This window comes from Rugamonas apoptosis, assembly GCF_014042355.1.
GTDB lineage: Bacteria > Pseudomonadota > Gammaproteobacteria > Burkholderiales > Burkholderiaceae_D > Rugamonas > Rugamonas apoptosis.
In genome coordinates this window covers 67,622-94,071 of the sequence record NZ_JACEZU010000012.1, presented here as the reverse complement: position 1 = coordinate 94,071, position 26,450 = coordinate 67,622, and the positions used below count along the sequence as shown (strand labels likewise).

At 62.9% G+C, this 26,450-nt stretch carries 27 protein-coding genes; 6 read left to right on the top strand and 21 right to left on the bottom strand.

Annotated features, from left to right (window positions below; translation table 11 throughout):
- Window positions 1–4: 4 nt before the first annotated feature.
- On the bottom strand, window positions 5–907 hold the full coding sequence (locus H3H39_RS21855; RefSeq protein WP_182156492.1) for an NAD kinase: 903 nt from the start codon (window positions 905–907) through the stop codon (window positions 5–7).
- 197 nt (window positions 908–1,104) lie between these two features.
- Window positions 1,105–2,067, bottom strand: a complete 963-nt coding sequence (locus H3H39_RS21850; RefSeq protein WP_229218182.1) for a DUF3667 domain-containing protein — start codon at window positions 2,065–2,067, stop codon at window positions 1,105–1,107.
- A 195-nt stretch (window positions 2,068–2,262) separates the two neighbouring features.
- Here H3H39_RS21850 and H3H39_RS21845 point away from each other — a divergent pair, with 195 nt between their 5' ends.
- The 4 genes from H3H39_RS21845 to gloA all read left to right on the top strand — a co-directional run bounded on the left by H3H39_RS21845 (window position 2,263) and on the right by gloA (window position 4,884).
- Entirely contained in the window at window positions 2,263–2,499 is a 237-nt protein-coding gene (locus H3H39_RS21845) for a hypothetical protein (protein WP_182156490.1), read from the top strand.
- 27 nt (window positions 2,500–2,526) lie between these two features.
- Window positions 2,527–3,882 carry a PQQ-dependent sugar dehydrogenase gene (locus tag H3H39_RS21840; RefSeq protein ID WP_182156612.1) on the top strand — a complete coding sequence of 452 codons (1,356 nt, stop codon included), beginning with the start codon at window positions 2,527–2,529 and terminating at the stop codon, window positions 3,880–3,882.
- A 96-nt stretch (window positions 3,883–3,978) separates the two neighbouring features.
- Window positions 3,979–4,404: an OsmC family peroxiredoxin gene (locus tag H3H39_RS21835; RefSeq protein ID WP_182156489.1), complete on the top strand. Its 426-nt coding sequence runs from the start codon at window positions 3,979–3,981 to the stop codon at window positions 4,402–4,404.
- A 72-nt stretch (window positions 4,405–4,476) separates the two neighbouring features.
- Window positions 4,477–4,884: a lactoylglutathione lyase gene (gene gloA, locus H3H39_RS21830; protein WP_182156488.1), complete on the top strand. Its 408-nt coding sequence runs from the start codon at window positions 4,477–4,479 to the stop codon at window positions 4,882–4,884.
- 166 nt (window positions 4,885–5,050) lie between these two features.
- Here the strand turns inward: gloA and H3H39_RS21825 are convergent, their stop codons facing one another.
- A complete protein-coding gene (locus H3H39_RS21825; protein ID WP_182156487.1) occupies window positions 5,051–5,794 on the bottom strand; it encodes an SDR family oxidoreductase in 744 nt (247 codons plus the stop codon).
- A 110-nt stretch (window positions 5,795–5,904) separates the two neighbouring features.
- On the opposite strand from H3H39_RS21825, the gene H3H39_RS21820 reads away from it, so the two are divergent.
- Entirely contained in the window at window positions 5,905–6,834 is a 930-nt protein-coding gene (locus H3H39_RS21820) for a LysR family transcriptional regulator (RefSeq protein ID WP_182156486.1), read from the top strand.
- A 17-nt stretch (window positions 6,835–6,851) separates the two neighbouring features.
- Here H3H39_RS21820 and H3H39_RS21815 read toward each other — a convergent pair whose 3' ends face one another.
- The 4 genes from H3H39_RS21815 to H3H39_RS21800 all read right to left on the bottom strand — a co-directional run bounded on the left by H3H39_RS21815 (window position 6,852) and on the right by H3H39_RS21800 (window position 10,061).
- A complete protein-coding gene (locus H3H39_RS21815) occupies window positions 6,852–8,156 on the bottom strand; it encodes a TolC family outer membrane protein (RefSeq protein ID WP_182156485.1) in 1,305 nt (434 codons plus the stop codon).
- Between the two features lie 104 nt (window positions 8,157–8,260).
- Window positions 8,261–8,584 carry a rhodanese-like domain-containing protein gene (locus H3H39_RS21810; protein ID WP_182156484.1) on the bottom strand — a complete coding sequence of 108 codons (324 nt, stop codon included), beginning with the start codon at window positions 8,582–8,584 and terminating at the stop codon, window positions 8,261–8,263.
- A 10-nt stretch (window positions 8,585–8,594) separates the two neighbouring features.
- Window positions 8,595–9,248, bottom strand: coding sequence for a protein-L-isoaspartate O-methyltransferase family protein (locus tag H3H39_RS21805; RefSeq protein ID WP_182156483.1), 654 nt, complete (start codon window positions 9,246–9,248; stop codon window positions 8,595–8,597).
- A 162-nt stretch (window positions 9,249–9,410) separates the two neighbouring features.
- On the bottom strand, window positions 9,411–10,061 hold the full coding sequence (locus H3H39_RS21800; RefSeq protein WP_182156482.1) for a TetR/AcrR family transcriptional regulator: 651 nt from the start codon (window positions 10,059–10,061) through the stop codon (window positions 9,411–9,413).
- Window positions 10,062–10,305: 244 nt separating this feature from the next.
- Between H3H39_RS21800 and H3H39_RS28220 the strand changes: the two genes are divergently transcribed.
- On the top strand, window positions 10,306–10,428 hold the full coding sequence (locus H3H39_RS28220; protein WP_255462708.1) for a hypothetical protein: 123 nt from the start codon (window positions 10,306–10,308) through the stop codon (window positions 10,426–10,428).
- A 16-nt stretch (window positions 10,429–10,444) separates the two neighbouring features.
- On the opposite strand, the gene H3H39_RS21795 is transcribed toward H3H39_RS28220, so the two are convergent.
- From H3H39_RS21795 to H3H39_RS21730, 14 genes are all read right to left on the bottom strand, one after another.
- A complete protein-coding gene (locus H3H39_RS21795) occupies window positions 10,445–11,413 on the bottom strand; it encodes a VOC family protein (RefSeq protein WP_182156481.1) in 969 nt (322 codons plus the stop codon).
- Window positions 11,410–12,240, bottom strand: a complete 831-nt coding sequence (locus H3H39_RS21790; RefSeq protein ID WP_182156480.1) for an alpha/beta fold hydrolase — start codon at window positions 12,238–12,240, stop codon at window positions 11,410–11,412. The genes H3H39_RS21795 and H3H39_RS21790 overlap by 4 nt, the downstream gene beginning before the upstream one ends.
- A 64-nt stretch (window positions 12,241–12,304) precedes the next feature.
- Window positions 12,305–12,733, bottom strand: coding sequence for a lipocalin-like domain-containing protein (locus H3H39_RS21785; RefSeq protein WP_182156479.1), 429 nt, complete (start codon window positions 12,731–12,733; stop codon window positions 12,305–12,307).
- A 72-nt stretch (window positions 12,734–12,805) separates the two neighbouring features.
- Window positions 12,806–13,672: an alpha/beta fold hydrolase gene (locus H3H39_RS21780; protein ID WP_182156478.1), complete on the bottom strand. Its 867-nt coding sequence runs from the start codon at window positions 13,670–13,672 to the stop codon at window positions 12,806–12,808.
- A 45-nt stretch (window positions 13,673–13,717) separates the two neighbouring features.
- Window positions 13,718–14,743, bottom strand: coding sequence for a 4-hydroxy-2-oxovalerate aldolase (dmpG, locus tag H3H39_RS21775; protein ID WP_182156477.1), 1,026 nt, complete (start codon window positions 14,741–14,743; stop codon window positions 13,718–13,720).
- A gap of 14 nt (window positions 14,744–14,757) precedes the next feature.
- Complete coding sequence (locus H3H39_RS21770) at window positions 14,758–15,705, bottom strand: acetaldehyde dehydrogenase (acetylating) (RefSeq protein ID WP_311196955.1); 948 nt, start codon at window positions 15,703–15,705, stop codon at window positions 14,758–14,760.
- Window positions 15,706–15,711: 6 nt separating this feature from the next.
- Complete coding sequence (gene mhpD / locus H3H39_RS21765) at window positions 15,712–16,497, bottom strand: 2-keto-4-pentenoate hydratase (protein WP_182156476.1); 786 nt, start codon at window positions 16,495–16,497, stop codon at window positions 15,712–15,714.
- A gap of 21 nt (window positions 16,498–16,518) precedes the next feature.
- Window positions 16,519–17,463 carry a 3-carboxyethylcatechol 2,3-dioxygenase gene (locus tag H3H39_RS21760; protein ID WP_182156475.1) on the bottom strand — a complete coding sequence of 315 codons (945 nt, stop codon included), beginning with the start codon at window positions 17,461–17,463 and terminating at the stop codon, window positions 16,519–16,521.
- Between the two features lie 179 nt (window positions 17,464–17,642).
- Window positions 17,643–18,893, bottom strand: a complete 1,251-nt coding sequence (locus H3H39_RS21755) for a DUF1329 domain-containing protein (protein WP_182156474.1) — start codon at window positions 18,891–18,893, stop codon at window positions 17,643–17,645.
- A gap of 23 nt (window positions 18,894–18,916) precedes the next feature.
- On the bottom strand, window positions 18,917–20,530 hold the full coding sequence (locus tag H3H39_RS21750; protein WP_182156473.1) for a DUF1302 family protein: 1,614 nt from the start codon (window positions 20,528–20,530) through the stop codon (window positions 18,917–18,919).
- A gap of 49 nt (window positions 20,531–20,579) precedes the next feature.
- Window positions 20,580–22,949 carry an efflux RND transporter permease subunit gene (locus H3H39_RS21745; protein ID WP_182156472.1) on the bottom strand — a complete coding sequence of 790 codons (2,370 nt, stop codon included), beginning with the start codon at window positions 22,947–22,949 and terminating at the stop codon, window positions 20,580–20,582.
- 28 nt (window positions 22,950–22,977) lie between these two features.
- Window positions 22,978–24,027, bottom strand: coding sequence for a WD40/YVTN/BNR-like repeat-containing protein (locus tag H3H39_RS21740; RefSeq protein WP_182156471.1), 1,050 nt, complete (start codon window positions 24,025–24,027; stop codon window positions 22,978–22,980).
- A gap of 205 nt (window positions 24,028–24,232) precedes the next feature.
- A complete protein-coding gene (iaaH, locus tag H3H39_RS21735; RefSeq protein WP_182156470.1) occupies window positions 24,233–25,681 on the bottom strand; it encodes an indoleacetamide hydrolase in 1,449 nt (482 codons plus the stop codon).
- Between the two features lie 24 nt (window positions 25,682–25,705).
- Window positions 25,706–26,446 carry an aspartate/glutamate racemase family protein gene (locus H3H39_RS21730; RefSeq protein ID WP_182156469.1) on the bottom strand — a complete coding sequence of 247 codons (741 nt, stop codon included), beginning with the start codon at window positions 26,444–26,446 and terminating at the stop codon, window positions 25,706–25,708.
- Window positions 26,447–26,450 lie beyond the last annotated feature (4 nt).

The following is a 26,450-nucleotide window of genomic DNA, read 5'->3' as shown; positions in this document are numbered from 1 at the left end:
GGCGTTAGCTGAGCTTGCCTTCGCCGGACGGGTATTCGTTCCAGTGCAGCTTTTCGCGCAGGGTGTTGTAGTAGCTCCAGCCTTCCGGGTGCAGGAAGGTGATCGTGTGGGGTGAACGCTTGATCAGGATGCGGTCATGCGCCACCAGGCTGGCGAAAGTCTGCATGTCGAAATTGACGCTGATGTCGCGCCCGCGCATGATCTCGATCTCGATCAGGCTCGATTCGGGCAGCACGATGGGCCGGTTCGACAGCGCGTGCGGCGCGATCGGCACCAGGCCGATGCCGCCCAGGCTGGGGTGCAGCAGCGGACCGCCGGCCGACAGCGCGTACGCCGTGGAGCCGGTGGGGGTGGCGATGATCAGGCCGTCCGAGCGCTGGTTGTACATGAAGTGGCCATCCACATCCACCCGCAGCTCGGCCATGCCGGCGCCGGCGCCGCGCGCCACCACCACGTCGTTGACGGCCATGCCCACGTGGATCACCTCGCCATCGCGCAGCACCTGGCCTTCCAGCAGCGAACGGCGCTCGGTCTGGAAGCTGCCGGTGAGCATCTTGGCCAGCACGTCCAGCATGCCGTCCAGCGGAATGTCGGTCATGAAGCCGAGCCGGCCCTGGTTGATGCCGATCAGCGGCACATCGTACGGCGCCAGCTGGCGCGCGATGCCCAGCATGGTGCCGTCGCCGCCCATCACGATGGCCAGGTCCGCGTGGGCGCCGATGTCGACGGCGTTCATGGCCCGGGCGCCCGTCAGGTCCAGATGGGATGCCGTCTCCTCCTCGAACACGACCGCGTGGCCCCGGCGCTCCAGGAAGGAAACGATGCGGCCCACCGATTCCTCGATGCCGTCCGTGTTCTGGCGGACAGCGAGCGCGATGGTGTGGAACGGGACATGCAAGTCAGGCATAGGGATCTCGGCGTAGTGAGGGGGAGCGACACGCAGCAGAGTAACCGATAACGCCCGCTTCTGCCATAAACCGCGCGGCCGCCACGCGCTGGCCGGATACCCGGCCGCACGCCTGCACGACTCAACCGTCGAATACTGTATATGCGCACAGTATAGTGCGGCGACCGGGCGCTGGCAAGCGAAGCCGCCTCAGCCTCTCAATGGCCGGCAGTCAACACGCCGGCGCCGACGGTGAACAGGAAGCCGATGGCCATGGTCACGGAATAGGCCGCCATCAGCGCCAGCCAGCGCCAGGTCGTGGCGAACTTGCCGCCCTGGTAGACGCGGCGCATGGCCCAGGGCAAGTAGCCGAGCAGCCAGATCCACAGCGCGAATTGGGCGACGCCGGGCATGGGCAACATCAGGCACATGAACAGGAAGAAGGCGAAGGCGTTCACATGCAGCGCGAACAGCAAGTGCTCGCCGTAGCGCCGGCCTGAACCCAGGTACAGCAATTTCAGATACAGCGCGAATAACGGCAACAGCAGGAACATGGCATATGGCGCAAAATGATAAAAACCTGCCGTGAACACATCCACCCGTTGCGCGTCCGTCAGGCCGGACAGGTATTGCTCCTGATGCTTGAGCTTGTCCGCGCCGGCCGGCCAGAAACCCTTCAGGCCCGTGACCAGCAGATCGCCTTCGCCATCGTCGTCGAAGAACACCACCTCGCCCCGCTGCGGCTTGGCGGGCGCGGCGTGGGCCTGGGCTTGGGCCTGCGCCACATGGTGCGTGGCCGGGGTGGCCGCCGCGGACGTCGCCGCTTCCGAACTGGCGAGGTTGATGGGATTGACCAGCTTGATCAGCGCGAAGAACAACACGCTCAAGGTCAGGTACAGGCGCAATGGTTGGACGAAACGCACGCGCCGGCCCCGCACATATTCATTGGTCAGCGCGCCGGGCCGGAACAGCAGCCGTCCCAGCGTGCCCCACAGCTTGCCTTCCAGCGCCACGTAATGGCCGATGAACTCGTGCAGGAATTCGCGCGTGCTGGGTGGATGCAGCACTGTCTCCTGCCCGCACTGATGACAATAGTTGCCGCTGACGGTGGCCTGGCAATTGGCGCAGCGGGACGGCGCCGTGTGGCCATGGGCGTGGGCGGCGTGCAGTTCAGGTTTCAAGGTGCATCCTTCACTAACGGGGACCGGCATGGTCGTAAATTCAAAGATGGCGAAATGGTAACCGAGTTTGACCCCAAAAAGACAGCATCGCGGCACCGCGCTACGCACCGGCGGGCAAGCGCTCCCAATTGCGCGACCATCGGGCAGTGGGCGCGCTATGATGAAAACTTCAAGCCTTATCTGAAAGGCACCATCATGGCGACCACGAGCAAGCCCGGCACTGTCCAGGGCGGCGATCATTTGCCGCATGAACGCGACGAAACGACGGAAACGCCGCCGCCTCCGCGCAAGATCATTGAACAGGCGAGCAGCGATCTGGAACGCGGGCTGGTCGACACGGACCTGCATGGCGTGCGCGGCGTGGAGCAAGTCAAGCCCACCCGCCCCCACCCCGGCGGCGCCGCGCCCAAGCGGGACGTGCGGCGCGACTGACCGACGGCGGCCATGATGCGCACGCACATGTTGGCGCGGCCGTTAGTGCCAGGGTTGTCAGTCCCAAGGTCGTTAGTCCCATGGTTATTAGTCCCGGGCTTGTTATTGGCGTTGGCCTGCGTCCCCGCACCGGCCCAGCCCCAATACCCGCCCGGCTTCGGTCCCCACCCTGCCCTGCCCGAGCCGGAACGGTCGCTTATTCCGACAGTCGCCGTCGCCCCCGTGGCGCGCTGGCGTGAAGACGAGCGGCCCGTGCCCGCCGCCGGCTTTCAGGTGCAAGCGTATGCGCGCGACCTGGACCACCCGCGCTGGCTGTACGTGTTGCCCAATGGCGACGTGCTGGTGGCCGAAACCAACGCCCCCGGGCACCCCAACGCGGGCCACGGCGTACGCGGCATGATCACGCGCCACATGATGAAGAAAGCCGGTGCGGGCGTCGCCTCGGCGGATCGCATCACCCTGCTGCGCGGCGTGGCGACGGACGGTATGGCGATCGAGCGCAATGTGTTCCTCGACCAGCTCGCATCGCCATTCGGCATGGCGCTGGCCGGCCACGCGCTGTACGTGGCCAACACCGACGCCGTGCTGCGTTTCGAGTACCAGGACGGCCAGACCAGCATCACCACGCCCGGCAGCAAGGTGCTGGACTTGCCGGCCGGCCCGCAGAACCAGCACTGGGCCCGCAACCTGCTGGCCACTGCCGATGGCCGCACCCTGTACATTAGTGTCGGCTCCAGCAGCAACGTGGGCGACAATGGCCCACAGGCGGAAACGGGCCGCGCCGCCATCTGGCAGTTCGATCTCGCCAGCGGCCAGGCGCGCCCCTACGCGACCGGATTGCGCAACCCGGTCGGCATGGATTGGGAACCGCGCAGCGGCCAGTTGTGGACCACCGTCAACGAGCGCGATGAATTGGGCAACGACCTGGTGCCGGACTACCTGACGTCCGTGCGCGACGGCGCCTTCTACGGCTGGCCGTACAGCTATTTCGGCGCCCACGTGGACCAGCGCGTCACGCCCACGCGGCCCGACCTGGTGGAGCGCGCCGTGGCGCCCGACTACGCGCTGGGCGCGCACACGGCGTCGCTGGGGCTGGCCTTCTATCGTGGCCAGCTGTTTCCGCCCAGCTACCGCGATGGCGCCTTTATCGGCCAGCACGGCTCATGGAACCGGCGCCCGCCCAGCGGATATAAGGTGATCTTCGTGCCGTTCGCCAACGGTGTGCCATCGGGTCCGCCGCGCGATTTCCTGATCGGTTTCCTCGATCGCAACGGCACGGCCCATGGCCGTCCGGTGGGCGTGGCCGTGGCCCGCGACGGCGCACTGCTGGTGGCCGACAACGTGGGCAACACCGTGTGGCGCATCACGCCCAAGGCCCGCTGAGGCAGTGTTCCCAGCGCGCCTTATGTGCGTGCCCGTACGGAGGCGCGCGGGCGGCGGCGCCATGATGGCCCATCGCAAGCACAACAGGAGCACATCATGAAACGCACTGGAACGGCCGTCTGGAGCGGCGACCTGAAAGGCGGCAGCGGCAGGGTGGCGACCGAGAGCGGCATCCTCGACAACGTCTCCTACGGCTACCACAGCCGCTACGAACACGACGCCGGCACCAACCCGGAGGAGTTGCTGGGCGCGGCCCACGCGGCCTGCTTCACCATGACGCTGGCGGGCGAATTGGCCGCCGCCGGCATGAAGCCGCGCAGCCTGATCACCACCGCTACCGTCTCGCTGGGCAAAGCGGGCGACGATTACCAGATCGGCTCGGTGCACCTGAATTTGATCGCCTTCATTCCCGGCGCCAGCCAGGCCGCGTTCGAACGGGCGGCGCTCAAGGCCAAGCTGGAGTGTCCGTTGTCGCGCCTGTTGAACGCCAATATCACGCTGGATGTGCGGCTGGATCAATAAGGCCCCGGCCCGGCATGGTTGCGCCAAAACGCATAGAATGCGGCTTACTCTCCACCGTCATGAAAGACCACCATGCGTATTTTGCACACCATGCTGCGGGTAGGCGACCTGCAACGTTCGATCGATTTCTACACCAAGGTGCTGGGCATGAAACTGCTGCGCACCAGCGACAACCCGGAATACAAATACACGCTGGCCTTCCTCGGCTATGGCGCCAATCCCGAGCATGCGGAACTGGAACTGACCTACAACTACGGCGTGACCAGCTATGAGATGGGCACGGCCTACGGTCACCTGGCCATTTCGGCGGAAGATATCGTGCGCGCTTGCGAGGCCGTCAAGGCCAACGGCGGCAATGTCACGCGCGAACCGGGTCCGGTGAAAGGCGGCACGTCCGTGATCGCCTTCGTGACCGACCCGGACGGCTACAAGATCGAACTGATCGAACGCCAGTTCGACGGCGCCGGCGCCGGCCTGTAAGAAGTTGTTTCAAGATGACCATGGCTAGGCGTGGCGCCGAAGACAGTGCGCTTGCACGGCAAGGCGCCACAACGACGCCATGGGCTTTTTGAAATGACTTCTAAGCCAGCGCCAGCCCACCTTGCCTTGGCGCGGCGCTCCCGGACCGTGATGGCCGGCGCTGGGATCAGGCCGCGAAGCCGCCATCGATCAGCAGGTCCGCACCGGTGACGAAAGCGGCCTCTGGGCCAGCCAGGTAGGCGACCATGGCGGCGACTTCATCAGCGCGTCCGTGGCGCGGCAACGCCATCAGTCCGTGCAGGGAAGTCGCGAAGTCGCTATGGGCGGGATTCATATCGGTATCGATCGGACCTGGCGCGACGTTGTTGACGGTGATATTCCGGCCGCCCAGGTCGCGTGCCAGACCTTTCACCAGGCCACTCAGCGCGGACTTGCTCATCGCGTAAGCCGCACCACCGGCGAAAGGCATGCGCTGTGCATTGGTACTGCCGATGTTGATGATGCGCCCGCCCTCCGTCATGTGCGCGGCGGCCGCCTTCGCGGCGACAAAAACGGCGCGCACGTTGACCGCCACGGTTTTGTCGAAATCCTCCAGCGAGAACTGATCGAGCGGGCCCATCAGCAACACCCCGGCGCTGTTCACCAGGATATCCAGCCGGCCGAAACGCGCCGCGGCGTTGTTGATGGCATCGGTGAGCGCGGTGGCATCGCTGGCGTCGGCCCGGACCGCCACCGCCGTGCCGCCGGCCGTTGTGATCTCGGCGGCCAGTGCTTCGGCGGCGCTGGCCGAAGCGGCGTAACCGATGACCACAGTGGCGCCGTCACGGGCCAGCCGGCGGGCGGTGGCGGCGCCAATGCCGCGCGAACCGCCATTGATGAAAGCGACTTTACCGTTCAGATTGGTATTCATGATGATTTCCTTTCGGGTTGGTTGATGAACACAGTATGGGCGTCCCAATTACTTCCCGGTAGCCGGTAATCTGCGCTTACAGTTTCAACCGCTGGTATAAAATACATGCCATGACTACCGAATTGAGCAGCTATCTGGATGCGTTCATCGCGTCCTCGGACGAGGGCAGCTTCTCGGCGGCCGCCCGGCGCCTTGGGCTGACGCCGGCCGCCGTCAGCAAGAGCGTGGCCCGCCTGGAAAGCCAGCTCGGCGTGCGGCTGTTCCAGCGCAGTACCCGCAGCCTGGCGCTGACCACCGATGGCGAGCGCTTGTACGGACAGGTACGCCTGCCGTGGAGCGAAATTGACGATGCGCTGACCGAATTGCGTCAAGGCGCGGGCAAACCGGCCGGCACCTTGAAAGTCTCGATGGCGCATACGGTCGGCCGCCATTATCTGGTGCCGTTATTGGATGGATTTATTGAGCAATATCCCGACGTCATGCTGGACTTGCACTTCGATAACCGCCAGGTGGATTTGGTGGCGGAGGGATACGACGTGTGCATCGGCGGCGGCATCGAACTGACCGAGGGCCTGGTTGCCCGCGAACTTGCCCAGGTGAGCGTGGTGCTGGTCGCCGCGCCCGCCTATCTGCGGCGTTACCCGGCGCCGGCCATGCCAGGCGAGTTGGTCCGGCATCGGGGCTTGCTGCGCCGCTCGCTCGGTTCGGGCCGCTTGCTGGCGTGGACCTTGAAACATCGTAGCGGCCAGGAACTGGTCGCCTCGATCCGCCCGGTCGCCGTGTTCAACGATCCGGAAGCGATCGCACGCGCGGCGGCCTGCGGCATGGGCATCGCCATGCTGCCCTTGCCGCACGTGCTCCCCTTGCTGGAGAACGGGGAATTGGTAAGGGTGCTGCCCGACTGGCACGCGAACGCCTTACCCCTGTCGATCTATTACTCAAGCCGCAAGCTGGTTCCCGCCAAGGTCCGCGTGTTCGTTGACTATATGATCGAACACTTCCGCGCGAGCGGTCATCCGATACGTTTCAGCCAGGCCTGACCAAATCGTGGGGCCTTTTAATGGGCCAGCAGGGCGTTGACCGTGTCCAGGTCCGCCGGCTTGAGCGAACCGGCCGCCGCCTTCAGGCGCAGGCCGGCCATGATGGTGTCGTAGCGGGCCTTGGACAGGCTTTGCTGGGTCGAGTACAGCAGCTTTTGCGCATTCAGCACGTCGATGTTGATGCGCACGCCGACCTGGTAGCCCAGCTTGTTCGAATCGAGCGAGGACTTGCTCGACACTTCCGCCGCTTCCAGTGCCTTCACTTGCGCCAGGCCGCTGTTTACGCCGAGATACGCCTGGCGCGCGCCCTGCGCGGCGGCGCGCTTGGTCGCCTCCAGGTCGTTGCGGGCCTTGTCTTCCAGCGCGATCGATTCGCGCACCTTGCTGGTCACGGCGAAGCCGCTGAACAAGGGCACGTTCCACTGCACGCCGATGGAATTGTTGTTGGCCACGCTGCTGGCGGTCTGGTTGCTGTGCGCATTGCTGGCCACCAGGTTGACGGTCGGATAGTGGCCGGAACGGTTGCGCTCGATGTCGCGCTTGGCGATCTCCAGCTGCAGCTGGGCGCCCACGACGGCGTAGTTCTGGCCTTCGGCCGAGCTGACCCACGGTTCCATGGCGGCCGGCTGCGGCGCGGCGATGGTCACGCCGGCGCGCAGCGGCGCCAGTTCGGCCGGCGCCTGGCCGACGATCACTTGCAGCGCCGTGCGCTTGTTTTCCAGGTCGTTGATGGCGGCGAATTCCTGCGCCACCACCAGGTCATAGGCCGCCTGCGCCTCGTGGGTGTCGGTGATGGTCTGGGTACCCACCTCGAAGTTGCGCTTGGCCGAGGCCAGCTGTTCGGTGGTGGCCACTTTCTGGGCCTGGGTCGAGGTCAGGAAATCCTGCGCCGTCAGCACGTCGAAATACGCTTGCGCCACGCGCACGATCAGATCCTGCTGCGACTGGGCGTAGCTGGCCTCGGCGGCCGCCTGCACCAGTTTGCTCTGCTGGTATTGCTGCCAGCTGGCCCAGTTGAACAGCGGCTGGGTCAGCGTGACCTGGTAATTGTTGACGTGATAGTCGTTGTCGCGCTTGGGCGCGGGATCGACCTGGAGATCGCCCGAGTTGCGGCTGTTGGCCCCACTGGCCGAGATGAACGGCAGCAGGCCAGCCCGGCCCTGGGTGACGCGTTCCTGCCCCGCCGTCAGGCTGGCGCGGGCGCCGGCGAAGGTCGCGTCGTTGGCCAGCGCCTGCTGGTACACCTGGACCAGATCGGCCGCCTGTGCGTTGAACGTCATGAAAGCGCTGGCGATCAGCACGGCGATAAGGGGTCTCTGCATTGCGTTCTCCGTGGGAGTCATCAAAAAAAGTTAATCATATCAAAAAGACACCATCCATTGCCGCCGAGCCCAGCGCCGCGTCGCCGCGGCCTGATCCTGCACTGTTAATACTTGGGCATCGCGTGGTCGACCTGCACCGCCCAGGCGTGCACGCCGCCGGTCAGGTTGCTCACCTTGCCGAAGCCATGACGCTCCAGGAAGGCGGCCACCTGCAGGCTACGCGCGCCGTGGTGGCAGATGCACACGATGGCAGCATCCTCATCGAGATCGTCAATGCGGGCCGGAATGGTCTGCATGGGCATCAGGGTCGCGCCGGCGATGTGGCACGTCTCGAATTCCCATGGTTCCCGCACGTCCAGCAGGAAGGGGCTGGGGCGGGCCTCGTCGGCCAGCCAGTCCGCCAGTTCCAGCGCAGTCAGATGCTGCATGGTGCCCCGCTCAGAACGTGAAATGCGACGGCGCCGAGACTTGGCTCAGCGGCTTCACATTGGTTTCAAACAAAGTCCGGGTGTCGTAGCCAGCTTCACCGGTACGGGTGATCAGCTGCGCTTTCATCAGCGGCGCTTCACCGATGATGGCCACCAGGCGGCCACCGACCTTGAGCTGTTGCAGGAACGCTTCAGGCAAAGTCGGCAGGGCGCCGGAGACGACGATCACATCGTAAGGTGCACCTTGCGACCAGCCGTTGGCGCCATCGCCCAGCTCGACCGTCGCATTGGTCACGCCGTTGTCAGCCAGGTTCTTCTCGGCCAGCGCCTTCAGTTCCGACAGGATTTCCACGGTCGTCACATGACGGCCCTTGTACGCCAGCAGGGCGGCCATGTAGCCGCTGCCGGCGCCGATTTCCAGCACATTCTCGTGCTTTTTCAGTTTAACTTCCTGCAACAGGCGCGCTTCCAGCTTGGGCGAGAACATGCACTGGCCACCTGGCAGCGGGATTTCCGCGTCCACGAAGGCCAGGCTTTTGTGGGCGACAGGCACGAAATTCTCGCGCTTGACCACCACCAGCAGGTCCAGGACGTCGGCATCGAGCACATCCCAAGGGCGGATTTGCTGTTCGATCATGTTGAAGCGGGCTTGTTCGATATTCATCTTATGACTCGGTGGAAAAAGAATAATCCGTCATTTTATCGTTGATCCGGCAAGGAAGGCACATGTTAACGAGAAACCTGACGGGACGCGGGAAATTGCGACAGTCTGCAGTTTGAAGGGGTTGAAGCGGCCAAATCGGCCCGCCATGGCGGCGCACGGGCATCACGCGGCGGGGGCGTCCGGTGGCAGCAAGCCGTTCAGGGCCATGCCGATGAACGCTTCCATATAGGCTTGCGGGTCCACCGCCGACATGTCGCACGGCAGGAAGGAATGGGTCCACATCATCAGCATCAGCACCGGGGCCGTCAGCACGGACGTCATCACGTCCGTGTCGTGGGGGCGGAAGTCACCGCGCGCGATGCCCCGCACCAGCACGCTGGAAATGAGGCGGTTGCCGCGCTCGATCACTTCCACGTTGTAGAACTGGGCCAGGTCGGGGAAATTATTGGCTTCGGCCATCATCAGCTTGGTGATGCCGGCCAGCTCGGTGGCGCCGATCTGGTCCCACCAGCGCATCAGGATGGCGCGCAGCAGCTCGCCGCTGTGGCCTTCGAATTCGGCCACGGTCTGTTCGGCCGCGCCGATGGCGTGCACGATATGCTCGCGCACGACAGCCTTGAACAATTCTTCCTTGTTCTCGAAATACAGGTAGAGCGTGCCCTTGGAGACGCCGGCGCGACGCGCCACGTCCTCCAGCCGGGTGGCCGCGAAGCCGCGTTCGACGAACTGGCCCAGCGCGGCGGCCAGCAATTCCTGCGGCCGCGCATCTTTGCGCCGCTCCCAGCGGGGCTTGGCTTCGGGTGGGGCTTGCATAGGGTTCCAGTTTATAACTTACTTTTAAGTCATTAATATAGACGCCCCGCCGGTTAGCGTCAAGCCGGGACTGGTTATCAATTTGGAAATTAAGGGGTCTTACGACAGGGGCGCGGCGTTCGCCAGACAATGGAGGGAGGGTCAAACAGAGGGCAATTCGGCGCGCAAACGAACAGGTATTCCGCGTCAACTCCAGCGAACCGCGCGGCAACGCCCGGTTCGCTTTCTATTTAGGTACACAAGAATGAAGAAGGCCAAGCTCGACCACGTGCCGGTAATTAAAGAAACGCTGGGCCTGAACCTGGCCACCTTGCTGGCCGCGTCCAAGAAGACCGGTAGCAGCCTGCTGGCGGTGACGCGCTTCTAAAATCAAAGGCACCCGTTTAGCAATCATTAACTAAAATATGATTGCCAGGCAGAACTTTTACTGGATGGCGCAGTCCTCGGTCCGCATTGTTTTGCAGTTGGGCGCGCAAGACAGCATTCGCTTGCTCGCTCAACCAGCTCCGATTATGCCCCCAGATGCTTGGGCCATCGGTCAACTCTACCGGCTGCCAAGTGGCAGGGTCGATGACCAAACCGCCCCAACCATATTCGATCATGAATCCCGACGGCGTCCTTACATAGAAGGACGTCATATGATCGTTGGAATGCCGCCCCAGAGTGACCGCGATATCCGCCTTGCGCAGTTGCGCCAGATCGTGGGCATGCCCCACATCGTCAAACTGCATCATCTCCATCATCAGGTGATGGAAGCCGCGCTGTCCGTTTTCGATCAGGGCCAAGCTATGGTGACGCGGATTGACGTGCAGGAAATAGGCCTTGAACGGGGCCAGCACATAGTCGGACACACCAAAGCCGAGCAGCTCGGTATAGAACGGCAGGACGGACTCGATTCTTTCGCAGGTCAACACCACATGCCCGATGCCAAGCGGACCGGTGCGGAATCCAGCGATATTACGCCCCGGCGCAAACGGACTATCGGCTTTTTCCGGCCCCCAGTAGAGCTCGACCCGGTTTCCTGCCGGGTCATGCATCCAGATGAGTTCGCGTACCCGACGCTGCTCGGCCAGCGCGGTGCTGCCCCGCTGGACCCGGACGCCGGCAGCTTCCAACCGTGCCGCCATCGATTGCAGGGCCGTGGCGCTCTCGACTTCCCATCCTATATGCTGGATGATGCCGTCCGGCCCCTCTTCGAATTGGAAGCGCTGGCTCAAGTCGTCCATGCGGAAGGACAGGGTCCGCGCCGACTGGTCGGAAATTTGCAGGCCGAGCAATTTCGTGCCGAAGTCGCCCCAGTCGGCAAGGCGGCAGGTACTAACGCCCACGTAACCCAGGGATATGACGCTCATGTGTTTTCCTCCATGAAGCGGCTGACGATGCCGAGGAATTCATGTTTCTTTTCGATCTGCACCCAGTGGCCGCAATGGTCGATCGGGTGCAAGGTGGCATTGGGGAGTTTTGCCGCGAGCATTTCCGACACCCGGAACGGAATGACGCGATCGTCGCGGCCATGCACGAGGGCGACCGGCATGCGGATGGCGTTCAATTGCGCATCGCTCAGTGCAAGCATGTCGATTCCCTTCTGGCGCGGCACGGGAAACAGTCGGGCAAAACGCTCTTGCGCGTCGGCGCGCGTGCTGGCGCGGTAGCGCAGCTCGACCAGGTCATCCGTGACGATCGACTGGTCGTAGGCGAAGATGCCGATCAGTTCGCGCATGGCTTCACGCGAAGGCTGATATCCCCACACCTTGTCCAGCCCTTCGCTGAGGGGAAAACGGGTCCCAACGGAGCCCATCAGCACCACCTTCTTGACGCGCTCCGGATACATGCTCGCCGTCCTGAGCGCGATGGCGCCACCAAAGGAATTGCCGATGATGGAAAATTGCGCGATCCCCAACGCATCCATCAGGCCTATGACTTGCGCTACCCAGTTATCCGGCGATGTCTGATACCCAGGCGGCGTTTGTGTGTAGCCGAAGCCGACCATGTCCGGTGCGACCACGCGGTGCGTCGTGGCAAGCTCCGGCAGGACCAGGCGCCAATTTGCCCACGCCGTCACGCCCGGGCCGGAGCCGTGAATGAGCAGGATGGCGTCGCCCTGTCCGCGGTCGTGATAGTTGATGGTCACCCCATCGAGGGTGATACTGTTGCCAATCTCGGGAACGTTCGCACTCATATTTGCTTTCCAAATCTTTATGCCATGATGAAGTGTTGCTGCCTTGGGAGAGGAAGCGAGAACATCAGCCGCGCGTCCAGATCAGCCGCGCCGTGCGCGCTTCGGAGGTCCCCTCTTCCAGACGCGCCACCAGCGCCAGCCGGCCGGCATCCATCGTTTCGATGCGACGCTTCTGGACGCCTCCCTTCCAATTGGGGAAGGCGCTCAATTCGACGTGATGGCTAACGGTATCGCCGCCAAAGGTATAGGTCCCGGCATAGGCCAGCATGGAGCTGTAGGCCGCGGCCTTTTCTTCCAGCGAGGCATTCCATTGCCCGCCGGTGCTGAAGTTCTGGCGGTCGCCGCGGCACAGCATGCACATCATGCGGCCGTCGGGATCATATTGAATGAAGCCTTCCACTTGCTGCCCCAGCGGGTAAGTGCGGCGGCCATCGTCGTAGACCTGTTCCCAGGCGACGATTTGCCAACGTCCGATTAATGCTTGTTCGCTCATACACTACTCCTGTCAATTCTTGAAAATCTCTTCATGTGGCAAGGAAGGGGCCGCAGTGCTCTTCTTGCCACGTCATTGCGCCAGAAACGCCAGCACCATGCGGTTGAATTTGTCCGCATGCTCCCACTGCGCCCAGTGGCCGCAACGGTTGAAGATGTGCATCTCGGCGTTCGGCATACCCCACAGCAGGCGCAAACCGATATCGACAGGAACAAACCGGTCATCGCGGCCCCAGATGATGAGGGCCGGCGCGTTGACCTCGCCGAGGCGCGGGCCGTAGTCGCTGAACTGCTTCGGATTCGCCGCCAGGCTCTTCACCCAGTTGTCGAGGTGATCGCGGCGCGCGAGCATGTTGTCCACGCGCAGTTGCAGCAAATCATCGGTCAGTGCGCTGGCGTCGAACACGAAAACGTTCATCATGCGTTTGACGTTCTCGAGCGTCGGTTCCCGATAGACGTGGTTGAGCAGCTTGATGCCTTCCGTCGGCATCGGTACGAACTGGCTCGGGCCGCCCGTGCCTCCGCCCATCAGGACGAGCTTGCCGACGCGCTCAGGATAGGCAAGCGCGAAGGCCATGCTGCTGTGCCCGCCCATCGAATTGCCGATCAGGTGAGCACGTTCCACGTTGATCTGATCGAGCACGAGCTTCACGATGCGGCCGTTGAAGTCCGAGCGCGATCCGGCTGGATTGAGGAACGCGTCGCTCTTGCCGAATCCGGGCATGTCGATCAGGAGCACGCGATAGCCGGCGACGGCGAAAAATTCGACGTTACGGTGGAAATTGGCCCAGCCGGTCGCGCCCGGGCCCGAACCGTGCAACATCACGATGACCTGGTTCGAAGCCGGGCCGACGTCGTTGTAATGCACCTTGTACTCCACCTTGCCATCGTGGACGTTGACGAACCGGCTGGATGCGGCTTCGGTATAGGGGACGCTCATTTGCTATTCCTTCGCGTAGCTATGTTTCGATGAACTGCGCCTGAGTCAGGCTGCCTGCTGCTTGCGCATATCCAGCGCCACGTCGACAATCATGTCCTCCTGGCCGCCGACCATGCGGCGCTTGCCCAGTTCGACCAGGATATCGAAGGCCGGCAGGCCGTACTTCTGCGCCGCTGATTCCGAGTGACGCAGGAAGCTGCTGTAGACACCGGCATAACCGAGCGCGAGTGTTTCGCGGTCCACGCGCACCGGGCGCTCCTGGAGCGGCCGCACGATATCTTCGGCCGCATCGATCAGTTTCTTCACGTCGCAGCCATGGTTCAGGCCCATCCGATCGACGGCAGCGATGAACACTTCCAATGGCGCATTGCCGGCGCCCGCCCCCATGCCGGCCAGGCTGGCATCGATGCGGTCGCAACCATGTTCCAGCGCGACGATGGAGTTGGCCACGCCGAGAGACAGGTTGTGGTGCGCGTGCATGCCGGTGTGCGTCTCCGGCTTCAGCACGTCCTTGAATGCCTTGAAGCGGTCGGCGATGTCGTACATGTTCATCGCGCCCCCCGAGTCCACCACGTAGATCGTGGTCGCGCCATAGCTTTCCATCTTCTTCGCTTCTTGCGCCAAGTTCTGCGGCGTGGTCATGTGGCTCATCATCAGGAAGCCGACCGTGTCCATGCCGAGGTGTCGCGCGTACTCGATGTGCTGCCGCGAGACGTCCGCTTCTGTGCAGTGGGTGGCGACGCGCACGATGCGTGCTCCGGCATCGTAGGCGTTCTTCAGATCGTGGACGGTGCCGATACCGGGTAACAGCAAGGTCGCCACTTTCGCATGCTGCAGCACGCCGGCGACCGCCGCTATCCATTCCAGATCGGTGTGCGCGCCGAAACCGTAGTTGAAGCTGGAACCTTGCAAGCCATCGCCGTGCGCGACTTCGATGGAATCGACTTTGGCTTCGTCCAGTGCCTTGGCGATCCGCACTGCTTGTTCCAGGCTGTACTGGTGGCGGATGGCATGCATGCCGTCGCGCAGGGTAACGTCAGAGACGTAGATCTTTTTTGTCTGGTCGAACATGGGTAATCCTCCGCTTAAGCCGCTGTCGCGGAAAGTTGACGCTCAGCCAGACGTTCCGCCGTCTTCAAGGCCGCGCTGGTCATGATGTCGAGGTTGCCGGCATACGCCGGCAGGTAATGGGCCGCGCCTTCGACTTCGAGGAAGACGGAGACCTTCAGGCCGGACTGCTTACCGATACCAGGCAAGTTGAGGCCGTTCTCGTAACGGTCGAACTGCACTTCTTGCTTTAAGCGATAGCCGGGCACGTATTGCCGTACGGCGTCGGCCATGTCGTTGACCGATTGCCGGATGGCCTCCTGGTCGGCGTCCAGTTCGGTCATGCAATACACGGTGTCGCGCATGATCAGGGGCGGCTCGGCCGGGTTCAGGATGATGATGGCCTTGCCCTTTTGCGCACCGCCGACTTGCTCGATGGCCTTGGATGTCGTTTCCGTGAATTCGTCGATGTTGGCGCGCGTGCCGGGGCCGGCGGACTTGCTGGAAATCGAGGCGATGATTTCGCCATAGTAGACCTTGGCCACGCGCGATACGGCAGCGACCATCGGGATCGTCGCCTGGCCGCCGCAGGTGACCATGTTCACGTTCGGCGCATGCAGGTGCGCGTCGCCGTTCACGACGGGGATGCAATACGGGCCAATGGCGGCTGGCGTCAAATCCACCATGCGGATACCGGGCTTCAGTCCGCGCAGGAAGGCATCGTTCCTGACGTGCGCCGAGGCGGACGTCGCGTCGAAGACGATGTCGATGTCGGCAAAGTTCGGCATACGGGTCAAACCTTCCACGCCTTCATGCGTGACTGCGACGCCCATGCGCGATGCGCGCGCCAGGCCATCCGAATTCGGGTCGATGCCGACCATCGCGCCCATTTCAATATGCTTCCCATGGCGCAGGATCTTGATCATCAAATCCGTGCCGATGTTGCCACTACCAATGATCGCGGCTTTAAGTTTCTTGTTCATCATGATTCCTTATTCCGTAAATGTCGCGCGCACGCTGCCCAGCCCGTCGATCTGCGCCGTGTATGTTCCTGGCCGCGTGACGGCCACCATCGGGCCGAGCGCGCCAGTGAGCACCACATCCCCCGCACGCAAAGGCGTGCCCATCTTCACCATCACGTCAGCCAGCCACACGGCGGCGTTGAGCGGATTGCCAAGGCAGGCCGCGCCACTACCACGTGACACCACTTCGCCGTCGCGGGACAGCGTCATCGTCGCTGCGGCGAGGTCGAGATCGGCAAGCCGCACCGGGCGGCTGCCCAGCACGAACAGCGCACTCGACGCATTGTCGGCGACGGTATCGACATAACGGATGTCCCAGTTCTGGATGCGACTATCCACCACTTCGATCGCCGCCAGCGCATACGCGCTCGCGCAGAGGATGTCGGCGAAGGTGTGCTGCGCGTGCGTGAGGTCGCGCTCGAGTACCAGGGCGATTTCGGCTTCGACCTTGGGCTGGATCAGGCGCGACAGCGACATCGGTTCGCCGTCGCCATAGGCCATGTTCGCAAAGAGCGCGCCGAAATCGGGTTGATCAACGCCCAGTTGCTGTTGTACCGCGAGCGAGGTCAGCCCGATCTTGCGGCCGACGATGCGCTCACCTTGTGCACGGCGTGCATCGACGTTCAGTTGCTGGACCGCATAGGCCAGCGCCATGTCATCGGGCGCGATTTCCCCGCGCACCGGCGCCACCGGCTGGCGCGTGTTTTCCGCGTTGCGCAGCCTGCAAGCAAGGCTTTGTGCAAGTTGTTTAGACATCAGTATTCCTTCCTGGTTTGTTCATGCCGCCGCGACGGGCGCGGCATGCATAGCCCCGAAACCCGCGATCCATTCGGGAATCGGTCGATAAAAATCCAGCGACGCATGGTATGGCCCGTAGGCGGACAGCGCGCCGAACGCCGCGACCCAAGTGCGGATCTCATGTGCCGACCTGCCGCCGTCGCGGGTGATCGCCGCGTTGGTCATGCCATCGACCGCCGGCAGCTCGCTTGCCAGTCGCTCGATAAACGCACGATCCCATGCGGGGTTCAGCGGATGCATGTCGCCGGTGCCCGCCGTGAACGCTTTGGCGGCGGCGATGGTGCGTTCCTGGCGCGCGTTGCGCGCCTCGGGCGTCAGATTGCGCCCGGCAATCAGTCGCTCCGCCACTTCCGCACTCGCGCTGGCCAGTTCCGGCACGGGCGGCTCGTGCGAAATGCCGCCGGAGCCGATCACGAGTACCCGTTTCCCCGTGCGCGACAGAAAGCGCCCGATGGCTTCGCCGAGCAGGCGCGAGCGGCGCAGCGTCGCCATCGGCGGCGCCACCGAATTGATGAACACGGGAATCACCGGAAACCGGTCCAGTCCGCCAGTCAGCACTTCCAGCGCCTGCGCGCAGCCATGATCGACCAGCATCCGGTAGGACAAGGCCACATCGATGTCGGCCGCCAGTACACTTGCCGCCAGTTCCCTGGACAATTCGCCCGGCACCGGAAGCGGTCCGGCGAGACTCTTGTAATCACCGATCGAGTTCGCCGCCGCACCGATGCAGAACGGCGGCATCATGTCGTAGAAGAAACCGTTGTAGTGATCCGGCGCAAACACGACCACCAGTTCCGGGTCGTAGGCAAGCACGCGTTCGCGTGCGGCAGCTGCCACACGCTCTACCTCGATCAGCACTTCCGGCGCCGGATCGAAATAGCCGTGCAGCGGCGTATGGGAGAGACATTCAAGACGAATTGGCATATCGATACTTTTGTAAATTCTGTGGGGTTGCCCCCACTGCTCCCAACGAAAGCGGGGGGGTGACGCACGTTGCGAACCGCACTCCGTCGGTGGCGCGCTGTCACTTCAGGACATGTTCCCGCGTCACTGGAAAATCGGGGCCGCCCGTCCCTACGGAGCGAGCGGCCCGCCAGCCCTCGTCAGCGTCCGGCCGATTCCAGCTTGGTCAAGGACACATCGCTCGGCTTGGCATCGAAGTTGGTGCGCCAGGTCGACACATCGATCAGCGACACCGTCGCGTGGTTACGCTGGAAATCGATCACGTTGGCGGAAACGGTGCGGATATCGCCGGCCCTGGTGTTGACGTAGGAATGCAGTTCGAGGAACTTCCAGAACTCACCCTTGCGGTTGTATGCCTCCACGTAGTGAACCCGCGGATACGCGGTCTCGACATAGAGCACCTTCTTGCTGTACGGGTGCTGCGACGGCGTGGCCACCTCGACCATATAGACCTCACGCGGCTCGAATGCATCGTTCAGGTTCCAGTACGGCGCGGAACGCTCCAGCGTCGGATACTTCTCCGCCTGCCCGGACGCCTTCGTATTCCAATTGTCCAGACGGCTGTTGGCGGCAGCCAGCACCCAGCGCTTGCCCAGCAGCTTGTATCCCGGGTACCAGCACGGGCGCGCATTGAAACCGTCGATCTCGTCCTGCAGCTGGTCGGAGGAACCAATCGGATCCATCCATGCGCCGCCCGACAGGCGGCGGGTACGGCGCACCGCGGGAACATAGGCCCACACGTCCGGCACCTTGTTCGAGTCGTACATCATGGTATAGGTGCCGATGCCCTTGACCTCGCTGGGTGCCTTGAAGAACAGCAGCTGACGGGCGCTTTCATCGTCATCGCCGATCGCCGACGCGTTGCTGGTCAGGCGGCCTTTCATGGTGAAGCGGGTGAATTCGGCCACCAGTTCGGCGTGGATGCCGCTCTTGCCGTCGACCAGCACCTGCGTGAAGTTCGGCACGGAAGACACGTCGCCGAGCAAGGAGCCCAAGTGCAAGTTCCAGACGATCTTCTTCGCCGCTTCCGGATCTTTCATGTCGATCTCGGGGAACGGTTCACCCGCTTTCCAGCCATCGACCTTGCAGGTGGCGTCATTGATCCTGGTCTTGCCTTCATTGGCCTTGCTGGCCGCAAGCCAGCGCGGGTCGAGCGCCACTTTCTTCGAATGCGCCAGCGTGAGCTTCCAGCCGTTGTTACGGATGCGCCATTCCATTTTCTCGGTCAGCATGCTGCCGATGGTGTGGCCTTCGAAGGTGCCGTTCTTGACCTGATCGATGTTGGCGGCGGAAATCACGGTGCCTTCGGCCAGATCGGCGGCCAATGCCGGCAGGCAGGCTGCGCCGATCAGCGCGGCCGCAAGGGGACGGTACAGAATTGTTGCTTTCATGATTGCTCTCCGGGTGCAGTGCGTTAGAACTGATAAGTCAGGCTGGTGTAGATCTGGTCGCGGTGATGCAGGTAGCCGAACAGCGTGGTTCTGTCACTGCCCGGGACGCCACCATGGACCGTCCTGGCATAGCCGTTATCCCAGAAACCGTCGTACTCGACCTTCCAACGCACGTTCTTGCTCAACTGGGTCGTGACGGAGGGAATGTAGAAGCCGCCGCCATTGGTCACGTCCGAACCCAGCACGAGCTGCGGATGGATACGGCCGTTGTCATAGCTCAGATCGAAGATCGTGGTCACCAGCGTGTTGTGGCGCTTGGCACGACCGCCCCAGCCTACGCTGTACAGCAGGTTTTCGTTTTCGTCGAAATTGCGGATCCACTTGTCGAACAGCTGCACCGAGAAGAACATCGGCTTTTCCGTACCCAGCAGGCTCTGCGTAAACGCGAAGTTCTTGTCCATGCGGGCCATGGCGGCGACCACGTTCCTGGTCTTCCAGCCATCGAAGCCCGGCGCGATGTACTGGGTCATCGGCGACGGCGTCGCGGCGGCGAAGTTGAACGGCGCGTCCTTGATGAAAGCGACTTCGGCGCTGAACACAGCATCGGCCATCTCGGCGTAGCGGCTGGCCGTCGCACCGACCACGTTCACGATCGGGTAGATGATTTCGCCGGCGCTGCCCGCCGTGGTCGCGCCGCCGGTCGGCGTCACGCCCGACGCTGCGCCCACGCCCGGGATACCCAGCAAGAAAACGGGTGTGGTCGGCGATGGATTCATGATCGGCGAGTTGTAGAAGGTGCGCATCCACGAGACCGAGTAGTTGGTGTCGCCTGCCATGCCGCTCCAGCGGACACCGCCGGTCTTGCGGTCGATGTCGGCTTTCGCGTTGTGCCAGGCATAGGGGTCGATGTTCCGGAAATCCACGCCGGCATACGGCTGACTGGACCAACGGCCGCCATAGACATCGATCTCGGTGCCAATATCGCGCTTGCGGTCCCAGCCTGGACGAATGAAGGCCTCAATGCCGCCGTTCGCTTCAGGAACATCGATATTGGTTTTGAGAATAATGTTGCCCTTGCGCAGCTCTTCGTTGGCCGGCTCCAGGAAGCTGCGCCAGACATTGTCATAGCCTTGCGCGAGATCGTTGGCGACGAAGAAATCGGTCTCGCCCCAGACGATCTGCTGCTTACCGATACGGAATTTGACACGGTCGCTGGCCTTGATATCGGCATACCACTCGCGCAGATCGACATCGTTGTACAGATCCGTCAGCTTCTTGTCCCGGTAGCTGTTGGCCCCCATACTTTCCAGGTGCCGCAGGAACGGGGTGTTGAATTCTTTGGCGGCACGGCCCTTGGCGACCAGGGTGACGGCGTCGTTCGCCTTGAAGTCCAGGTTCAGGCGCAAGGTCGTCCGCGCCATGGACACCTTGCCCTTGTCGTTGTAGTCGGGCGTGTCCTGCCAGTTCTTGGCATTGACAGACACTTCCTCGCGCAGGTAGCCGTCGACGTAGAAGCGGTCTTCACCGCGGTTGTCGTCGGCCAGCACCAGCGGGCTGGCGGCCACCATCACGGCGGTGGGGATCAGCGCGCGGCACAGGCGGCTGCGTCGCGTAAATTTTGTTGTGTGTTGTTTCATTATGTCTCCCTCAAATGAATTGGCATTACGTTTTTGTCTTGTTCAGCGATCAAGCAACTTGTGGCAGCGGTACCTTGGCCTCACCTCCTTGCGCACCAAAGATGAACTTGGGACGGAACACATAGATCAGCGAAGGCATCACGAACAGCGCCGACATGGCTGACACGGCGAGCCAGATGGCCATCAGGAGGCCCATCTCCGCCTGGAAGCGCAGCGACGAGACGTACCACAACAGGGTACTCAGGATCAGTACGCTGGCCGTGACGATGACGCCCATGCCGGCCGAATGCAGCGCCTGACTGACGGCGTGCTCGGGCGTGCTCCCGATGGCAATCTCCTCCTTGACACGGTCGGCGATGTAGAACGCGTAATCGACGCCCAGGCCGATACCGAGCGCGGCCACCGGCACGGTATTGATGTTCATGCCGATCCCTTTCCAGACCATGAACGCGAAGGTCAGCATGTTGGAGATGATGACCGGCACCATGAACAGCATCCCGGCGATCGTCGAGCGATAAACGATCGTGCACAGCACCGCCAGCACCAGCAGCGCCAGCGCGATGGCTTCGATCTGACTGGAGAGGATGATTTCGTTAATCGCCGCCATCACGCCAACCACGCCTCCCGCCAGTTGCCAATGGCCTTCCTTGAGCGGGTTGGCCGCGATGAACTCCTTGATCCGTGCCACCGCGGTGCGGATGGTTTCGCCCTGGCGGTCGCGGAACATCAGCGTGACCGAGCCATTGGCGGACTGCTTGTCGACGAAACGGTCCATGTCGCCCGGCTCGGAGACCGATTCCAGCATCGCCATCAGGCTGCCGTTGATGGCCGCGTTGTTCGACATTTCCTGGTAATGCGGATTGCCTTCGTGCAAAGTGGCGTTGAGCTGCGGGATCACGTCCGCAACCGACAGCGAACCGCCGATCTCAGGCTGCACTTCCATGAAACGCTGGAAACGGTCCATCGATTGCAGCACTTCGTTGCTCTTGACCACGCCCGGCTTGTCGTCGTCACCAATCACCACGAACAGGCGATCGACGCCTTCAAAGCGCGCATTGATGGCCTTGGAATCGAGGTTGTATTTCGCGTGCGGCCACAGGATCGGCGAACCGGGGTTGGCGTCGCCGATCCTGAGGTTGAGCGCATAGATGCCGGCGCCGACGATCACCAATAGGCTCACGCCCAGCACCGCATAGCGGGCACGGGACAAGGTGATGCCAACGGCGAAGTCCAGCACCTTGCGCAACACCGGCTGCAGATTGAGCGGATGCGCAAACCCGCGCGGCTTGCGGATGTAGGACAGCAGCACCGGCGTGAGGATCACGGCGCTGACGGTGAGCGTGGAGACCCAGACAACGGACAGCACCGTGAGCTTTTGCAACATCGGGATCGGGCTCATGGCCACCACTGCCATGCACGCGGCGTCGGCGATGACGCCCAGCATGCCGGGACGGAACAGGTCCGCCAGCGCGACACGGGCCGCGGTACCGGCCAGTTCTGCATCGCCCAGCTGCGGCTGCGCCTCCAGTTCGTCATCGAACCGATTGACGATCTGTACCGAGTGCGACACGGCGCGCGAGGTGATGAGCATCGCCACCACGATCACCAGCGGTTCGAAATGAATGCCGAGGATCTGGCAAATGCCCAGCGCCCAGATCGCAGAGACCAGGCCGGCCAGCAAGGGCAGCACGACGCCGCGCCAGGTGCGCAATAGCACGAACAGCATCGCCAGCGTGACGCCGAGCGCGTAGAACACCAGGTGCAAGGTCTCGGGCAGGTAGTGGTTCACCCAGCCGAACAGGATCGGGTCGCCGACCACGCGGATCTTCACCGAACCGTCATCCACCTTTTTGATCTGCGCATCGATCTCCTTGAAGACCGTGGCGTAATCGACTTTCTGGTCGATGAAGTCGACCGTGATCAGCGTGGCCTGCAGATCCTTCGAGACATACGGGCCGTACACCAGCGGATTGCGCAACACAGCCGATTTCAGTTCCGCCATCTTTTCCGGCGTCGCCGGCACATCCGGCCACATCAAGGGCGAACTTTCGATGCCGCTGGTCGAGGCATGCACTTCCTTGAGCTTCTTGGAGGCCAGCGAAGTGATCTGGAACTGGTTGACCGCGGACACTTCGCGCATGCCCTGGGTCAGGTCGCGCACCTTCTCAAGAACAGGCTGCCGGAAAATGTCGCCCTGATCGACTTCGAGCATGATGGTGACCATGTTCGAGCCGCCGAAGGTGTCCTTGAATTTCTCGTGTGTCTTCACGTACTCGTGCTTCGAGGGCAGCATGTCCTCGAATACCGTGCGCACCTGGATATGCAGGGCGAACCAACTCAGGATAAGGGTACAGACCAGCAGCAGGCTGACCACCGGTTTGCGCCGGCTGATGCAAAAATGCGCGATGCGTTCAATCATGGGAGTCTCGAAAAATAGGGCGGGAGGTTCAATGCGAGTCAAGCGGGGTCCATTGCCGGCCGTCCCAGGCACCGACATCGGCGCCTGCCAGCCAGTAAGCGGACCCTGCCGCCAGGACGCGGGTATGCCAGGACAGCGTGTGCTCGCCGAGTACGCCGCTGTTCCATTGCGGGCCATCGGCGCCTTGCGTGCCGCTGATCCAGCGGCCCAGCGCGCCGACCGCGAACCATTCTTGCTTGTCGGCGTTCCACAGCACATCCAGCAAGTGGTCATGCGCCGCCAGCTTGACGCTGGTCCAGTGGCGCCCGCCATCACTGGTGGTCAACACGATGCCATCGAGACCGACGGCAACGCCATTGGATGCATCGCGGAACGCGGTCGCCATCAGCGAGCTTGCCACCGGCGCGGCTTGCTTTTCCCAGCGCTTGCCGCCGTCTTCGCTGCGCAGGATCTTGCCGAACTCGCCCACCACCACGAACGTGCCGCCGTCGAGGATGGCGACGTCGTTCCACGCCAGGTCTTCCTCCTCGCGCAGACGCTGCCAGGTCTTGCCGTAGTCTTGCGAGCGCAGCAGCGCACCCATCTCGCCCACGGCGACCGCCATACCGTTGGCACCGGTGCGCACGCGATTGAGCTTGTTGGCGACTTGCGAGCGCGGCACGTTGTCGGCCTTGGCCCAGTGCCTGCCGCCGTCCCCGGTGTACAGAATCACGTTGTCATTGCCGACTGCCACGGCATGCATCGCGTCGAACGCGGCGATGTCCTGCAACGACAGATCGACCGGCGTCGCCTGGCGCGTGATCTTGCGGCCCTTGTCGATGGCCAGAATCTTGCCGTTGGATGCGGCGGCCAACAGCGCACCGCCTTCCCCGTGCGTGATGCCATAGACACGGTCACGGCGCTCCAGCACCGGGGGGGTGACACTGCCGCCGACGGCCTTGGGTTTGACGAACAAGCCGGCATACAACAGGCCGGCGATGATCGTCCACGGCAGCGCCGACACGAGAAGACTGCTCAGGCGCCGTTGCTCGTTCGATCGGCTCGGGCTCTCTATGCGAAGACTGGCGGGATGGTTCATAAAGTGGTCCACAAAGTTGACATGCAAAAAAGGCTGCTACGAAACGATTTTCTCGATCCAGGTCATGCCCGGCTATCCCGGCACTGCCGGCTTATCCCCGGCCTGCAACATTCATGACGGCGCCGTCGCAAATGGGATAAGCGTGCGCACAGCGACGCGCCGACGTGTTGTGGCGCGTCCACGCTCAGTACATGACGGCGCGGTTTCAGGCCGGGGCTATGCGGCCGAGCACGGATTCGATGGCGATGCCGATCGCCAGCAGACGGCGATCGCTTCCTGCCGGCGCATCCAGTTCCAGCCCGACCGGCAAGCCGCTGCGCCGTCCCAAGCCGACCGGCAGCTGAATGCAGGCCAGGCCTGCGCTGGCGGCAGGTTCGGTATTGCGGATCAGGCCTTCGAAATTTTCCGGCTCGTTGACCTCCGGACGTGCCAGCGGCGCCACGATGGTGGTCGTGGGAAAAGCCAACGCGTCGATCGACAAGCTTTCATACAGGGTTTGATAGCGCTGTTTCAGCGCGTCCCTGCCGCGCTGTTCGGCTGCCTCGTACAAGGGCGCGACCTCGACCATGCCTTGCGGCGTAGGCGTTTTTCCGGGAAGAACCCATTGCTGATAAATGGTTTTCACATCCGGGCTATTGATCTTCTCGACCATGGCTTCGATCGATATCCCCGGCCCCTGCTCGCGCAGATAGGCCTGCATGCCGACGCGCGCCTCATGGATGACGACCGGGAAACCAATGGGTTGATTCAGATCGAACAGTCCCGCATCCGGTATATGGATCAGCGTCACGCCGTGTTCGCGCAACGTGGCCAGCGCGGCCTCGGCGCATTCCCGTGTTTCCTCGTCCAGCCTGGTCCAGAACTCCGCCGGGATGCCAAGCCGCAAACCGGCCAGCGCGACAGACGGCAAGGCATAGTCATCAGTGATCAGCGCATCGAGCAGGGCCACATCCGACATGCATTGCGCCATCGGCCCGACGGTATCCCGGCTGGTCGAAATGGGAATCGTGCCCAGTCGCTGGTACCGGCCGCTGCTGGGCCGCAGCGATGCGCACCCGTTCAAGGCACAGGGAATGCGCATCGATCCGCCCGTGTCCGTGCCGAGCGCCGCCAGCGCCATGCGTGCGCCCATCGCCACCGCGCTGCCCGAGGAGGAGCCGCCGGCGATGCGTTCGCTGTCATAGGCGTTGCGGACCCCGACCATGCTGCCGGTATTAAATGAAGGGTTATAGCCAGTCGCACCAAAGGCCAACTCGTTCATGTTGGTCTTGCCCAGCACGATGGCACCGGCATCGCGCAGCTTCTGCAAGGTCGGGGCATCCTGTTCCGGCACGAAATCGGCCAGTGCCGGGGAACCTGCCGTGCACGGCAAGCCGGCGGCGTGGATATTGTCCTTGACGACGATGGGAATGCCGGCCAGCGGCTTCCCCGGCCTGCCGGCCGCGCGCTCCCCGTCGGCTTGCGCGGCCGCCTTGAGCGCGCCGGCCGCGTCGACTGTCACGAAGGCATTGAGATGCTTGCCTTCCTCGATGCGCCGCAAACAAGCCTCGACCAGGGCCGTGCTGGTCAGCGTGCCGTCACGGAAGGCTGCCATCGCTTCATAAATGGTGAGATCGGTCGACAGCGTAGCAGCTGCCGCTTGAGACGTTTTCATGGGATTACCTTGTCAAATGCCGGATCAAATACGGAAGGCCTGATCCTTGATCACTTCCGGACTGGGGAAGGCGGTCTTGCTGTGAGCGATGCCGAGGTCGAGCAGCATTTCGCACATCTTGTAGGCGATCACCCCGGGGTTGAGGACCGGCACCGGCAAGTTGGCCGCCAGATAGGCATGCGACTGATGCATGGTGGTGGAACCGAGCACCAGCACATCCGCGCCGTCTTCCTCGATGGCCAGTTTGGCCTGCTCCAGCAGCTTGCCGAACACGACTTCCTCCTTGCCTTGCAATAAGGACTCGGTGTCCGGACGCACATTGATGGCGCGTATCGATGCCAGGCGGGACTCGAGGTTGTATTCCTTGACCGTCTTGCGGTAGAGCGCGAACCACTGCGGCCACATGGTCAGGACGGAGAACTTGTGACCTAGCGTGCAAGCCAGGTGGAAAGCACTCTGGCCCGGCGCCATCACGGGAATCGACAGGCGCGAGCGCAAGCCGTAGAGGCCGGAATCGCTGACGGTATTGATGCATACCGCGTCGAAACCCTCTTCCTCGGCCTTCATGCCGGCGGCCAGCACCGCGGCATCCATCAGGGTCGTGTCGTAGTAACTGTCGGCCAAGGTGAGCACGCTACCGGCGCCCACGAACTCCACTTCGATGTCGTCACGCACCATGCCTGGCGGCAGTTGGGACGCGAACATGGATTTGGTTTGTTCGCTCATCGGCACGGGAACAATGAGCTTGATGCGTTTCTTTTTCATGGCT

Excerpts from the sequence above, each read along its gene's own strand:
- H3H39_RS21855 (WP_182156492.1), bottom strand. The coding sequence starts at position 907 with ATGCCTGACTTGCATGTCCCGTTCCACACCATCGCGCTCGCTGTCCGC.
- H3H39_RS21845 (WP_182156490.1), top strand. The coding sequence starts at position 2,263 with ATGGCGACCACGAGCAAGCCCGGCACTGTCCAGGGCGGCGATCATTTG.
- H3H39_RS21840 (WP_182156612.1), top strand. The coding sequence starts at position 2,527 with ATGTTGGCGCGGCCGTTAGTGCCAGGGTTGTCAGTCCCAAGGTCGTTA.
- H3H39_RS21835 (WP_182156489.1), top strand. The coding sequence starts at position 3,979 with ATGAAACGCACTGGAACGGCCGTCTGGAGCGGCGACCTGAAAGGCGGC.
- gloA (WP_182156488.1), top strand. The coding sequence starts at position 4,477 with ATGCGTATTTTGCACACCATGCTGCGGGTAGGCGACCTGCAACGTTCG.
- H3H39_RS21825 (WP_182156487.1), bottom strand. The coding sequence starts at position 5,794 with ATGAATACCAATCTGAACGGTAAAGTCGCTTTCATCAATGGCGGTTCG.
- H3H39_RS21820 (WP_182156486.1), top strand. The coding sequence starts at position 5,905 with ATGACTACCGAATTGAGCAGCTATCTGGATGCGTTCATCGCGTCCTCG.
- H3H39_RS21815 (WP_182156485.1), bottom strand. The coding sequence starts at position 8,156 with ATGCAGAGACCCCTTATCGCCGTGCTGATCGCCAGCGCTTTCATGACG.
- H3H39_RS21810 (WP_182156484.1), bottom strand. The coding sequence starts at position 8,584 with ATGCAGCATCTGACTGCGCTGGAACTGGCGGACTGGCTGGCCGACGAG.
- H3H39_RS21805 (WP_182156483.1), bottom strand. The coding sequence starts at position 9,248 with ATGAATATCGAACAAGCCCGCTTCAACATGATCGAACAGCAAATCCGC.
- H3H39_RS21800 (WP_182156482.1), bottom strand. The coding sequence starts at position 10,061 with ATGCAAGCCCCACCCGAAGCCAAGCCCCGCTGGGAGCGGCGCAAAGAT.
- H3H39_RS28220 (WP_255462708.1), top strand. The coding sequence starts at position 10,306 with ATGAAGAAGGCCAAGCTCGACCACGTGCCGGTAATTAAAGAAACGCTG.
- H3H39_RS21795 (WP_182156481.1), bottom strand. The coding sequence starts at position 11,413 with ATGAGCGTCATATCCCTGGGTTACGTGGGCGTTAGTACCTGCCGCCTT.
- H3H39_RS21790 (WP_182156480.1), bottom strand. The coding sequence starts at position 12,240 with ATGAGTGCGAACGTTCCCGAGATTGGCAACAGTATCACCCTCGATGGG.
- H3H39_RS21785 (WP_182156479.1), bottom strand. The coding sequence starts at position 12,733 with ATGAGCGAACAAGCATTAATCGGACGTTGGCAAATCGTCGCCTGGGAA.
- H3H39_RS21780 (WP_182156478.1), bottom strand. The coding sequence starts at position 13,672 with ATGAGCGTCCCCTATACCGAAGCCGCATCCAGCCGGTTCGTCAACGTC.
- dmpG (WP_182156477.1), bottom strand. The coding sequence starts at position 14,743 with ATGTTCGACCAGACAAAAAAGATCTACGTCTCTGACGTTACCCTGCGC.
- H3H39_RS21770 (WP_311196955.1), bottom strand. The coding sequence starts at position 15,705 with ATGATGAACAAGAAACTTAAAGCCGCGATCATTGGTAGTGGCAACATC.
- mhpD (WP_182156476.1), bottom strand. The coding sequence starts at position 16,497 with ATGTCTAAACAACTTGCACAAAGCCTTGCTTGCAGGCTGCGCAACGCG.
- H3H39_RS21760 (WP_182156475.1), bottom strand. The coding sequence starts at position 17,463 with ATGCCAATTCGTCTTGAATGTCTCTCCCATACGCCGCTGCACGGCTAT.
- H3H39_RS21755 (WP_182156474.1), bottom strand. The coding sequence starts at position 18,893 with ATGAAAGCAACAATTCTGTACCGTCCCCTTGCGGCCGCGCTGATCGGC.
- H3H39_RS21750 (WP_182156473.1), bottom strand. The coding sequence starts at position 20,530 with ATGAAACAACACACAACAAAATTTACGCGACGCAGCCGCCTGTGCCGC.
- H3H39_RS21745 (WP_182156472.1), bottom strand. The coding sequence starts at position 22,949 with ATGATTGAACGCATCGCGCATTTTTGCATCAGCCGGCGCAAACCGGTG.
- H3H39_RS21740 (WP_182156471.1), bottom strand. The coding sequence starts at position 24,027 with ATGAACCATCCCGCCAGTCTTCGCATAGAGAGCCCGAGCCGATCGAAC.
- iaaH (WP_182156470.1), bottom strand. The coding sequence starts at position 25,681 with ATGAAAACGTCTCAAGCGGCAGCTGCTACGCTGTCGACCGATCTCACC.
- H3H39_RS21730 (WP_182156469.1), bottom strand. The coding sequence starts at position 26,446 with ATGAAAAAGAAACGCATCAAGCTCATTGTTCCCGTGCCGATGAGCGAA.